This window comes from Streptomyces sp. NPDC058195, from assembly GCF_042883525.1.
In the GTDB taxonomy this organism is placed as follows: Bacteria; Actinomycetota; Actinomycetes; order Streptomycetales; family Streptomycetaceae; genus Streptomyces.
On the sequence record NZ_JBHVVM010000004.1, the window covers coordinates 58,924 to 71,598 of the forward strand.

General features: G+C 71.4%; 8 protein-coding genes. 3 read left to right on the top strand and 5 right to left on the bottom strand.

Translation table 11 applies throughout. The annotated features are described in order from the left end of the window. Positions 1–8 precede the first annotated feature (8 nt). The 3 genes from fxsBH to fxsT all read left to right on the top strand — a co-directional run bounded on the left by fxsBH (position 9) and on the right by fxsT (position 7,746). A complete protein-coding gene (gene fxsBH / locus ACFVWY_RS06290) occupies positions 9–2,261 on the top strand; it encodes a radical SAM/SPASM protein FxsBH, inactivated beta-hydroxylase extension form (protein ID WP_389867846.1) in 2,253 nt (750 codons plus the stop codon). Positions 2,262–2,504: 243 nt separating this feature from the next. After that, positions 2,505–3,830, top strand: coding sequence for an FxsC protein (gene fsxC / locus ACFVWY_RS06295; protein WP_389867848.1), 1,326 nt, complete (start codon positions 2,505–2,507; stop codon positions 3,828–3,830). Next, the gene (gene fxsT, locus ACFVWY_RS06300) at positions 3,814–7,746 is read left to right on the top strand and encodes an FxSxx-COOH system tetratricopeptide repeat protein (RefSeq protein ID WP_389867850.1); all 3,933 of its coding nucleotides are present in this window, start codon (positions 3,814–3,816) and stop codon (positions 7,744–7,746) included. Before fsxC ends, fxsT begins: the two co-directional genes overlap by 17 nt. 55 nt (positions 7,747–7,801) lie before the next feature. On the opposite strand, the gene ACFVWY_RS06305 is transcribed toward fxsT, so the two are convergent. The 5 genes from ACFVWY_RS06305 to ACFVWY_RS06325 all read right to left on the bottom strand — a co-directional run bounded on the left by ACFVWY_RS06305 (position 7,802) and on the right by ACFVWY_RS06325 (position 12,661). Further along, a complete protein-coding gene (locus ACFVWY_RS06305) occupies positions 7,802–8,677 on the bottom strand; it encodes an alpha/beta fold hydrolase (protein ID WP_389867852.1) in 876 nt (291 codons plus the stop codon). 162 nt (positions 8,678–8,839) lie between these two features. Next, on the bottom strand, positions 8,840–9,328 hold the full coding sequence (locus tag ACFVWY_RS06310; protein ID WP_389867854.1) for a phospholipase: 489 nt from the start codon (positions 9,326–9,328) through the stop codon (positions 8,840–8,842). Between the two features lie 200 nt (positions 9,329–9,528). Next, complete coding sequence (locus ACFVWY_RS06315) at positions 9,529–10,041, bottom strand: hypothetical protein (RefSeq protein ID WP_389867856.1); 513 nt, start codon at positions 10,039–10,041, stop codon at positions 9,529–9,531. Positions 10,042–10,136: 95 nt separating this feature from the next. After that, positions 10,137–11,384, bottom strand: a complete 1,248-nt coding sequence (locus tag ACFVWY_RS06320) for a VWA-like domain-containing protein (protein WP_389867857.1) — start codon at positions 11,382–11,384, stop codon at positions 10,137–10,139. Beyond that, positions 11,381–12,661: an AAA family ATPase gene (locus ACFVWY_RS06325; RefSeq protein WP_389867858.1), complete on the bottom strand. Its 1,281-nt coding sequence runs from the start codon at positions 12,659–12,661 to the stop codon at positions 11,381–11,383. Before ACFVWY_RS06325 ends, ACFVWY_RS06320 begins: the two co-directional genes overlap by 4 nt. Between the last annotated feature and the right edge of the window lie 14 nt (positions 12,662–12,675).

Consider the following 12,675-nt stretch of genomic DNA (forward strand, 5'->3'; position numbering starts at 1 on the left):
CTGAGGGAATGACAGGACCCCTGGTCCCCTTCCGTGAAATCGTGCTCAAAGTGCACAGCAGGTGCGACCTTGCCTGCGACCATTGCTATGTCTATGAACATGCGGATCAGAGTTGGCGCACCCGCCCGAAAACTATCTCTGACGACGTCATCTTCCGGACTGCTCAGCGTTTGGCCGAGCATGCCAAGGCACACGCACTGCCCTCCGTGTCAGTGATCCTGCACGGAGGGGAGCCCCTACTGGCGGGGCCCGCCCGACTGCGGCGCGTCTGCGAAGCCCTGACGTCCGCCTTCGACGGCGTCGCGGAGCTCGATCTCCGCATTCATACCAACGGACTGCAGCTCAGTCCCCGGTATCTCGACCTCTTCGACGAATTCGGCGTCAGGGTCGGTATCTCCCTCGACGGCGACAAGGCCGCCAACGACCGCCACCGCCGCTACTCCGACGGGCGCAGCAGCCACCCGCTGGTCCTCAGGGCCGTGGAACTGCTCCGGCAGGAGCGCTACCGCCACCTCTACCTCGGGCTCCTGTGCACCATCGACGTCGAGAACGACCCCCACGCGGTCCTCGACGCCCTCACCGCACTCGAACCGCCGCTCATCGACTTCCTGCTTCCGCACGCCACCTGGGACGATCCGCCGCCGCGCCCGGACGGGGCGCCCACCGCGTACGCCGACTGGCTCCTCGCGGTCTTCGACCGCTGGCAGGAGCAGGGGCGCCCGGTGCCGGTGCGGATGTTTTCCTCGGTGCTGTCCACACTGAGCGGCGGCCCCAGTCTCACCGAGTCCCTGGGGCTCGCCCCGACCGACCTCGTCGTCGTCGAGACCGACGGTCAGCTGGAGCAGGTCGACTCGCTCAAGAGCGCCTACGAGGGTGCCGCGGCCACCGGTTTCGACGTCTTCACCCACAGCTTCGACGAGGTGGCGGCCCACCCGGGGGTACGGGCCCGGCAGCTCGGGCTGGCCGGGGTCAGTGAGACCTGCCGGCGGTGTCCCGTCGTACGTTCCTGCGGCGGCGGGCTCTACACCCACCGGTACCGCTCCGCCGGCCCGGCCGACGCCTTCGACAACCCGTCCGTGTACTGCGCCGACCTGGCCGCCCTGGTGCGCGGTGTCGAGGCGCGGACGGCGGCCTCCCTGGTCGCTCCCGAGGTGACCGGGCGGGAGGAGCTGCCCGGCTCCCAGCGGGACCTCACCCGCATGCTGCTGGCCCGGCTCAACGCCGACCTGGAGGGGCGGGGCGGAGAGCCATGGGCGCGGGCCTGGGAGCTGGCCGTCGCGATCGAGACGTCCGACGAGGGTGTCCGCGGCCTGGACGGCGTACTGGCCCACCCGTACACCCGCACCTGGCTGCTGCGCGCGCTGGAATCGCTCCACACGGGGGCGGGGGACGTGACGGCCGCGCGACGGCTTCCGGCGTATCTCGCGGTCGCCGCCGTCCGGGCCGGTCTCGACCTTCCCGTGGACGTCGGTCACGCGGACGGCCGACTGGTCCTGCCCGGTCTCGGCGAGTTGCGGCTCGAGGGTGCGGGGGAGCGGGGCACGGCGCGGGTGCGCGCCGTCGAGGACGGCTTCCTGGTCCGGTGGGACGGCGCCGGGGGCGCTCCGGCCGAGCGGCGGGTCACCCGGCCGCGGACGGCCGCCCCCGGCTGGCGGCCGGTGCGCCGGTTCGCGATGCCGGGCGGTGTACCCGGTCCGGTGTTCGAGCTGGCGCTCGACGACCTCGATCCGTACCGCGACTGCTTCACCGCGCCGGCCGCGGCGGCGCTCGGTGACCGGGCCGCCGCGGACCTGGTGTTCCGGCTCGGCGAGGCCTGGGTGCTGATCGAGGCGAAGGCCCCCGCGCGGGCCGCGGAAATGGTCCGGAGCCTCACCACTCTCACGCCGCTCAGTCATCTCGCCGCCTCCGAACCCGCCGTGGGGCGGCACGGATACGGCGCCCTGGGAATCTCGGCGGACGCAGGTGCGCAGGACCTGGCGTTCGCGCTGCTGCGGGGTTTCCGGCGGGCCGAATTGCGGGCGCTTGCCGATGTCGCGGATCTTTACGCGGCGGACGGCTCCTGGGAACATCGGATTCCTTGGCAGGAAGAACCAGTTCCGTTTTCCCGGTTGCTGGCCGACACCTATGAGCGGGTGGCGTTGGGCGCATTCGATCCGCGCTGTCTTGAGGGTGTGTCACAGGCCCTCGATACGCTGGAAGGCGCCGCTGAGCTCACCGTCAGCGGAAAGCGTCTGCTGGATCTGATGCGAAAAGAAGTCTGAGGCTCGAATTCCGGTTCGAACGGGGGTGTGGAGTGCACGGGACAACTGGGAAGAACGGCCGCAGACCGAATTCGATCAAGGAATATGCCGACTCGGCTCGGGAACGGATGACTGAAAACCGGCGTTGAATGACCGAACGCCATGGGGGTGGAGCAAGGTCCGCTCCGGAATGATGAATTCGCTCGCATTCACTCCACTCCACGGGTGCGGGTGCTCACACAGGACGGGGGTCGTGTGCACGCGATGACGCAGCAGCGAGCGGCGGACCATCGACCGTACTTCTTCTTGAGCTACGCCCACACACCGGGGTACGGCGGTGCAACGGACCCCGACATGTGGGTCGAACGCCTCTTCAAGGATCTCTGTGACCATGTGCTGGCCATGACGGATCTGCCCGCGGGCGCGCCCGCGGGCTTCATCGACCGCGAGATACGCTCCGGCGAGGGCTGGTCGGAACGGCTCGGCGAGGTGCTCGCCACCTGCCGGGTGTTCGTTCCGCTGTTCTCGCCGCGTTACTTCGCCAGTGAGATGTGCGGCAAGGAGTGGTACGCCTTCGCGCAGCGCGCCATCCACTACCGGGCCCGCTCCAATCAGCCGGCCGAGGCGATCGTCCCGGCTCTCTGGGTGCCCGTCCCGCCAAGCCAGCTCCCGGGCCCGGCGGAGCGGCTTCAGTTCAACCACCGTGACTTCGGGGACCGTTACGTCAGTGACGGGCTCTACGGTCTCATCAAGCTCAGGCTGTTCGCCGAGGAGTACGAGCGCGCGGTCTACGAGCTCGCCAAGCGCATCGTCAACGTGGCCGACACGATCAGGATCGGCACCGGACGCCCCGTCGACTACCGGCTCGCCCCCAGCGCCTTCGGCCCGCGCAACAGCGCGGTCGGCGGCCCCCGCCCCATGCAGGTCACCGTCGCCGCGCCCACCCGGCACGACCTGCCCCCGGGCCGCAGCGCCGACTACTACGGTGACAACCCGCAGGACTGGAACCCCTACCACCCCACCGCCGCCCGCCCGCTGGCCTACGTGGCGGAGGACCTGGTGCGCTCCCTGAACTACCAGGCGACCATCTCGTCCTTCGACGAGGAAGCGGGGCACGGCGAGGGCAAGCAGCCGCCGAGCAGGCCGGAGATCCTGCTCGTCGACCGCTGGGCCCTGCAGGACGAGGACCGCCGCAGGCGGCTCGCCGCCTTCGACGCCGAGGACCGCCCCTGGGTGACGATGGTCGTGCCGTGGAGCCGCGAGGACCCCGAGAGCATGGCGGCCGAAGCCGAACTGACCGCGAAACTCGAACAGACCATGCCGATCAAGATGAGCCAGGGGCGGGCCTTCTGCCGCTCCGCGGCCAAGGGCGTACCCAGCATGGAGGCGTTCGGGCAGATCCTGCCGCAGGTCGTCGAGGTGGCGGCCCAGCAGTATCTGCGGCACGCGGCGGTCTATCCGCCCGCCACCGGCGGTGGCGGGCACACCGAACGGACCCGGCTGATGGGGCCGATGGCGCAGACGAACTACATCCCCGAGACACACGATCCTGCGACGGATGCGGAGGACACGGATGACGGCCGGTCGTGACGGGCGCATCGTCACTTTCTACTCGTACAAGGGCGGCACCGGGCGCACCATGGCCCTGGCCAACACCGCCTGGATACTCGCCGCCAACGGAAAACGGGTGCTGGCCGTCGACTGGGACCTGGAGGCACCGGGACTCCACCGCTTCTTCCACCCGTTCCTCGACCCGTCGACCCTCGGCGCCACCACCGGTGTCATCGATCTGATCACCGAGTACGCCTGGGCGGCGACCAGCCCGGTCCAGCGCGCCGACGACTGGCACCGCGACTACGCGCGTATCCAGCCGCACGCGGTCTCGCTCGCCCCCGAGGCACTCGGCTGGGAGTTCCCGCAGGGCGGCACGCTCGACTTCGTCTCCGCCGGACGGCAGAACCGTGAGTACTCCGCGACCGTCTCCACCTTCGACTGGGACAACTTCTACGACCGGCTCGGCGGCGGCCACTTCTTCGACGCCCTGCGCGACGACATGAAGGCCCACTACGACTACGTCCTCATCGACAGCCGGACCGGCCTCAGCGACATCGCCGACATCTGCACCGTCCACCTCCCCGACATCCTCGTCGACTGCTTCACGCTCAGCGACCAGTCCATCGACGGCGCCGCCTCCGTGGCCCGGCAGATCGCCGAGCGCTACACCGGCCGCCCCATCTCGATCTATCCCGTCCCGATGCGCATCGACGAGGGCGAGAAGGAGAAGGCTGACGCGGGACGGGCACTGGCCCGGCTGAAGTTCGACCGCCTGCCGCGCAACCTGTCCGGTGACGAACTCACCGCCTACTGGGGCGCGGTGGAGATTCCGTACCGCCCCTACTACGCCTACGAGGAGACCCTCGCGACCTTCGGCGACGAGGCGGGGCTCACCAACTCCCTGCTCTCCGCCTTCGAACGGCTCACCTCCGTCATCACCAGCCAGCAGGTCACCTCGATGCCGCCGGTCGGCGAGGAGGTCCGGCTGCGCATCCGGGACGCCTTCACCCGGCGCCGCCCCGCCCTGCCCGCCGACCTCTTCCTCAGCTACGTGGCGGAGAACCGGATGTGGGCCGACTGGATCGAGTCCGTGCTCACCCGCGCCGGGTTCCGCGTCGTCCCGCGCGACGTGTCCGCCGAGCGGGGCGAGGCGGAACCGGTTGCGGCCGGGGAGAACGCCGCCCGCACCGTGGTGCTGCTCTCGGCGGCCTACCTCAAGTCCCAGCGCGCGGTGAACGTCTGGGACCGCGCCGTCGCCGAGGACCCCGGAGGCGGCCGACGCCATCTGCTGCCGCTCAGGGTCGGTGACGTCCGGCTGTCCGCGCCCTACATCGACCGCAACCCCGTCGACCTCTTCCGGCTCGACGAGGTGCACGCCACCTCGGCCCTGCTGCGTGCTCTGGACCGCCCCGTCCAGCTCACCGACGCGGTCTCGCCCGGTCCGCGCTTCCCCGGCACCGTCCCCAGGATCTGGAACGCCCCGCCGCGCAACCCCGGCTTCACCGGCCGCTCCCTGGTCCTGGAGCGGATGCGCGACCAGCTCGGCGGAGGGATGGCCGTCGTGCTGCCGCAGCCGCAGACCCTGTACGGACTCGGCGGCGTCGGCAAGACCCAGGTCGCGCTGGAGTACGTGCACCGCTTCATGGCGGACTACGACCTGGTCTGGTGGATATCTTCCGAGCAGACCGACGACGTGGTGGCCTCGCTGGCCGAGCTCGCCGTCCGGCTGGGCGCCCAGGGCGGCGACGACATGGCGGCAGCCTCCCAGGAGGCCGTCGACCTGCTGCGGCGCGGGGTGCCCTCGGACCGCTGGCTGCTCGTCTTCGACAACGCCGACGACCCCGAGCGGCTGCGGCGCTACTTCCCGCAGGGCGGGTCCGGACACATCCTGGTCACCTCGCGGAACCAGGCCTGGTCCCAGCACGGCGACGCGCTGCCCGTCGACGTCTTCCTGCGGGAGGAGTCCATCGAGCACCTCCAGCGCCGGGCCCCGGGGCTGAGCGAGGAGGACGCAGCCCAGGTGGCCACAGCCGTCGGTGACCTGCCGCTGGCGGTCGAGCAGGCGGCGGCCTGGATCGCGGAGACCGCCACTCCGATCGACACCTACCTGGAGCAGCTGGCCCAGCAGGCCCCTGAGGTTCTGGCGCTCAACCAGCCGGCCGGATACCCGGAACCGGTCGCCGCGACCTGGAACATCTCCATCCAGCGGCTCAAGGAGCGCTCGCCGGCCGCGGTGCGGCTGCTCCAGCTCTGCGCCTTCTTCGCCCCCGAGCCCATCTCCGGGAACCTGCTGTACAGCAAGGAGATGATCGAGGCGCTGAAGCCGTACGACGCCTCGCTCCAGGAGAAGCTGGTGCTGGGCCGGGTCATCCGGGAGATCGGCCGGTTCGCCCTCGCCAAGGTCGACCAGGTCTCCAACTCCATCCAGGTGCACCGGCTCGTCCAGGCGGTGATCCGGGCCCAGCTCAGCGAGCAGGAGCAGCGCGATGCCCGGCACGCCGTGCACCGCATCCTGGCGGGTGCCCGGCCCGACGACGACGAGCCGATCGACAACCCTTCGACCTGGACGCAGTTCGCCACCATCTGGCCGCACCTCGGCCCGTCCGACGCGCGCAACTGCAAGGAGCCGGAGGCCCGCAGGCTGCTGATCGACCGGGTTCGCTACCTCTGGAAGCGCGGTGACTTCCGGACCGCCACCACGCTCTGCGAGGAGCTGCGGGAGATCTGGCGGGAGACGCTCGGCGAGCGGGACATCCAGTACCTCTACCTCTGCTTCCACCTCTCCAACATCTACCGCTCGCGCGGCCGTTACGTGGAAGCCAGGGAACTCGACGAGATCACCCTGGCGACGCAGCGTGAAGTCCTGGGGCCGGAGCACCCGCACACCTACATGAGCACCAGCAGCCTGGCGACCGACCTGGGCACGCTGGGGGAGTACACCAGGGCGATCGAGCTGGCGACCGAGGCGACCGACGGATTCAACCAGATCTTCCACGAGTCGCACCCGAGGACGCTGGCCGCGGCCAACAACCTGGCGTTCACCCTGCGCTCCATCGGCCAGCACGCCAAGGCCCGCGAGATCGACCAGGACGTCTTCGACCGCCGCGTCGAGGTGCTCGGACCGGAACACCCCTACAGCCTTTCCTCGGCCATGAACCTGGCCCGTGACCTGCGGGACGTCGGCCGGTACGAGGACTCGGCCAACATCCTCAGCCGTACGTACGACAGCTACAAGGCCACGCTCGGCCGGGCCTTCCCGGGCACTCTGAGCGCGGCCAAGAGCCTCGCGGTGTCGCTGCGCCGGGCGGGCAGATTCGAGGACGCCCGCAGGCTCACGGTGGCCACCCGTGCCAGGTACCGTGCCAAGTACACCGCCGCCAACCCGGAGTCGCTGGCCTGCGACCTCAATCTGGCGGCCGACCTGCACGCGGCCGGGGAGACGGCCGAGGCCAGGGACGCCGCACAGGAGGTCGTCGACCAGTACATGAAGGTGCCGGGGGAGAAGCACCCGTACACCCTGGCGGCCCTGAACAACCTCGGGGTCTACCAGTCGGGGACCGGCGCCTCGGAGGAGGCGGTACGGGTCCTGACCCGCGTGGTCGCCGCGATGCGGGAGGTGTACGGGCCGGAGCACCCGAACACCCTGTTCTGCGTGATGAACCTGGCGAACGCGACGGCGGTCCGGGGCGATCTCGACCTGGTGCTGGAGACCGAGGAGAAGGTGGCCGGCCAGCTCAGGAGGGTTCTGGGAGCGCATCACCCGGAGACCCTGGCCATGACGTCGAACATGGCGGTCACGCTCGATGCGATGGGCCGCAAGGACGAGGCCATCCGGCTGAGGTCTGAGACGGTGGAGGAGCTGGCCCGACAGCTCGGTGACGACCACCCGATGACCAGGATCGCCCGGGAGGACGTCAGGTTCGAGCGCGAGCTGGAACCGATGCAGGTCTGAGAGACGGGGAGCGTCCGGCGGCCAGCCGGACGCTCCCCCTGTCTCTGCCCACGGCTCAGCAGGCGGACGGCTCCAGCAGCCAGTTCAGGATCCTGGGCAGGGCGTGCAGTGCGTCGAAGTGGGCGGCGGCGGGCTCCACCACCACGGTGGAGTTCGGGATGCGTTCGGCCAGCCAGCGTGAGTGGCCGACCGGGGTGAACACGTCCTTCTCGCCGTGCCACAGCAGCACCGGACCCGGGATGTCCGCGGGGTCGAACCCCCAGGGGTTGCAGAACGCGAGCGCGTCGTCGATCCAGCCCCAGGCCGATGTACGCAGCCCCTCGCGGTAGTTGCGCAGCAGCATGGTGCGGACCCCGGCGTCGTTGACCACCATCCGGTCGGATTCGGTCAGTTCCTGGCGCAGCTCGTCGATGAGCTGGACCGGGTTCTGCCGGATCACCGCGGACCGTGAGATGAACGATTCCGCGAGCCCGTCCGGATCGGCCGACGCGGTGGAGTACGCCAGTACGTTGGAGGCGGCCATCCCCTCGAACCAGTCGAGCCCGTCGGCGCTGCGGGGGGCCAGACCGACCAGTGCGGCCGTCCGGGTCACCCGCTCGGGCATCAGGGCCGCGCAGGCCAGGGCGTGCGGGGCACCACCGGACCGGCCCACCACGGCGAATCGTTCCAGCCCGAGGTGGTCCGCGATGGCCCGCACGTCCTGGACGGCGTCGGCGACACAGCGGCCCGGCAGCCGGTCGGAGTCGCCGTATCCCGGCCGGTCGTAGGTGATCAACTGGGTCTTGCGCTGGTAGAGGACCATGCCGCGCGGGGCCGGACCGAGCCGGCTGCCCGGCATTCCATGCAGCAGGAAGACCGGTCTGCCCCGGGGATCCCCGAGCCGCTCCACCACCAGATGCCGCCCGTCCGACGCGCGCACCCGACTACGCACTTGACGCCTCCTCCGCATGGTGCGGGCACCGCGTGCCCGACTTTTCCCGCCCAATTCGATGATGGCTCATCAGAGCCCTTACCGGGGGCGCGTGCGGGGAAACCATGGGGGCACTCAGAGCTGGTCGGCAGAGGGAAGTGGCTGCGGAGCGGCGGACGAAGATCAGTCGGTTCGGGTGGTTTCGTCCTTCGCCGGAGCCACGCCGAAGATGTCGACGGCGTGGTAGTACGTCCACGCGGTGCCGTCGCACGCGGTGCGTTTCGCGCCGGAATAGGAGGCGCACACCCGCTTGAGATCCTCGTAGAGCGCGGAGTCGACGCGTGACTTGTTGGCGGGGAAGGCCCCGGCGGCCTTGTAGTTGCGGTAGCCGAAGTCGTGGCGGGCGCAGGCCGTCTGGAACGGGAATCCGAACGGGTTGTCGGGCGAGCTGCTGCAGTAGTCCGTCGACCAGTCGAAGCCGTAGGCGGACCAGACTCCCTTGTTGTTGCGGGCGTTGTTCCAGGCGTTGTAGCTGGAGAGGCTCGTCTGGGTCCAGGAGCTGAGTACCTGGGGCTTGTCGGCGGGGGCGGCCGTGGCGGACCCGGCCGCGATCAGGGTGAGCGGAAGCGCCAGGGCGGCTGCGGCGAGCGGGGCGATGAATCGGCGACGCATGAACAACCTCCGTCATGAAAAAGGGAGTTGGTCCTACGGTGCTTCTCGTTGCCTCACGAGACCGTCCCAGCATGACGGCGGGTACCGGTCCCTGCCCAGGTGCTGGCGCCGAACTGCCGCCTGTGCCCGGAGGGCCGTCCGGCAGGCGGCAGCGCGGCGACGGGCCCGGACGCCTCGGGCGTACCGGGCCCAGGGGCGGATCAGGGGGCCTTCGACTCCAGGTGGTAGGTGGTGTCGACCCAGAAGCCGTTGGCGGCCCTGGCCCTGATCTCCAGCACGTACTCGCCAGGCGTCAGCGGGGCGAAACCGCCCCAGACGCCCCACGCGTAACGCTGGACCAGGCCCGTGCGGAACGGTGCGGTGAACTCGTGCAGCGGCAGCGGGACGCTGTTGAGCGAGGCGGCGGCCTCCACCACCGGCATGGACAGCGGCACCCTGGAGTACGACCGGGGGTGCTGCATGTTGAGTACGGGGAAGAAGACCGGCCGGTCCGAGGGGATCGCGCAGCGCCGCACCACCCGGCCGCCGTACGTGCCCGCCAGGAACCAGAGGTCGTCCGGCTGGTTCCAGGCGGCGTGCTCACCCGTCTCGTCCTTGACCGGGCTGCGGTCGTCGGGCGCCGACAGCGCCCACTGCCACCACCGGCCCGCGAGTGCCCCGCCCTCCTGGTTGTCCGGCTTCCACGTGTTCCCGGCCCGGCTCGCACCGTTCATGACGCCCTCCCCTGCCCAACCCCCTGACCAGGGGGATCGAATCGAACAAGCGGACAGTACCCGGGCGGGCCGCACCGGCCGCGCCGGGCCCGGATTCACCGTGCCGGGGCGGCCGGACCGATGACGACCGTGCGCGCCCACGCGGGCGGGGTGTTCGGGACGCGGCGTCCAGGGCCGTCCTCGTCCCAGGTCCGGGGGAACAGGCCCACCACCGTCCGGCACGGCGGCCGGGTGCTCGGCCACGGCGTCTGGCCGTCGGTCAGGGCCACGACGACATCGGGCCCCGGCCGCATCCGCAGCGCCCGGGTGAAGCCCGAGCGCAGGTCCGTGCCCCCGCCCCCGATCAGCGGGATTCCCTCGGCACGGCACAGCGGGTGCGCGATCCGGGCGGCCGCGTCGCACGGCAGGACGGTGATCAGGTCACGTCGGCCGCCGACCGCGCGGGAGATCGCCGCGATCTCCAGGAGCGCGCTGCCGAGTTCGGCGTCGCTGACCGAGCCGGACGTGTCGATGACCACCGACACCCGGGGCGGCCTGCGCCGCAGGCTCGGCAGCACGGCACCGGGTACCCCGGCCGAACGCCGTGACGGACGGCCGTAGGTGTAGTCCTCGCCCGCGCCGGACCCGGAGGCCGCCGAGCGGACCGCCGCGCCCAGCAGCTTCCGCCACGGCTGCGGTGGGTGGAAGGCCTGCTCGGCCCATCGCTGCCAGCTCCTCGGCGCGTCCCCCGGGCGGCCGGTGATCCCCCGCGCCACCCGGAACCGGACCGCGTCCCGTTCCTGTTCGCTGAGCCCGTGCGCGCCGTCTGGCCCCAGGTCCCACTCCCGCTCCAGCCCGTCGGCACCACTGCCGCAGTCCAGCCAGGCCAGGTTCTGGGTGTGCGGCCCGAGCCGGAACCGGCGTACGTACTCCTCCATGAGCAGGCCCTCGGGAAGCCCCAGGGCGTCCGGTTCGACGATGTCCCGCGGCGCGAGCAGCCCGTCGCCGTACACGTCGTCGTTGATCTCGCAGTCGGCGGCGATGTTCATCCGCAGCCGCTCCGCGGGGCCGGTCAGCCCGCGTTCCCGGGCGACCCGGTCGCTGCGCCCGTGGTGGTCGCGCAGCAGATGCGACACCTCGTGGACCCAGACGCCGGCCAGCTCCTCCACCGGGGTCCGGTCCACGAAGCCGGGCGAGACGTAGCACCGCCAGTACCGGTCGACGGCCATCGTCGGCACCCGCCGCGACTCCACCACGTGCAGGGCGAACAGGGCCGTCGCCAGATAGGGCCGGGCCCGGACGGCCTGCAGCCGGGCGGCGAACAGCTTGTCGAGGTCCAGTGCCCCGGACGGGCCGGAGGTCATCGGCCCGCCTTCGCGCCGACGGCCTCCCGGCCGGCCGTGCGGGCCGCGGCCCGGTCCGCCCGCCGGGACAGCGACACCACTCCGGCGAGCTGCTCGATCGCGGCCGGTACGTTCCACTCCTCCCGGCGCAGCGAGGCGAGTGTGGTCGCCGGGATGACCACCACGTCCGGCGCCCCGGTCTCCAGCGCCCGGACCAGGAGTGCCCACGCCGCGTCCCAGCGGGACTCCTCCGGGCGGTTGCGGACCGCCGCCACCACGCCGTCGAGCACGGCCTGGCGCAGGTCCCCCCGCTCGGGCAGGATGGCGCCCGCCGGGTCGGCGAGAAGCGTCTCCGGGTCGGGCAGGTCCATCCGGTCCAGGCTCGCCAGGAGTTCCAGTCCGGGGCCGTCTCCCACGGTGCCCCGGACCAGCAGGGAGAGGACGTCCCGGGAGGAGCCGGCCGCGGTCGCGAACGCGATCAGGGACAGTGTCATGTCCCAGCTCCGGGGTGACGGCCAGGGACCGCCCCGGCGTGTCTCGCCGCTCGGCAGCCGGTGCACGAGCGGCGGGCGGGCGGTGAGCAGCCCGCACACCGCGCGCCGTGCGAAGTCCACGGCCTGCGGCAGCCGCTCGGGGGCGAGCCGGGGAAGTGCCGCCCGGGGCCAGGTCCCGCCGAGGCCGCGCACCACGACCTCGTGGTCGTGGGTCCACTGGAGGTGGACGAACCGGTTGGCCAGCGGCGGGCTCAGCTCCCAGCCGTCGGCCGCCGAGGAAGGCGGATTGGCTGCGGCCACGATCCGTACCCCGGGCGGCAGCCGCAGGGAGCCGATCCGCCGCTCCAGCACCAGCCGGAGCAGGGCGGCCTGGACGGCGGGCGGGGCGGTGGACAGCTCGTCCAGGAACAGCAGCCCCCGGCCCGCCCGTACCAGGCGCACCGCCCAGTCCGGCGGTGCCATCGGGACGCCCTGTTCGGCGGGGTCGTCGCCGACGACCGGCAGCCCCGAGAAGTCGGACGGTTCGTGGACGCTGGCGACGACCGTGGTCAGCGGAAGGTCCAGGGCCGTGGCGAGCTGGGTGAGGGCGGCGGTCTTGCCGATGCCGGGTTCGCCCCACAGCAGGACGGGCAGGTCGGCGGCGACGGCCAGGGTCAGGGCCTCCAGCTGGATGTCGGGACGGGGTTCGGTGGTGGTGTCGCGGAGCAGGGCCGTCAGTTCGCGGGCGATGCCGAGCTGGGAGTTCTGGTCCGGGACGGGGCCGGAGGGGGTGAGGTCCGTGGGGGCAGGGGTGTGCGCGGGCATGGCTGATCACCTTC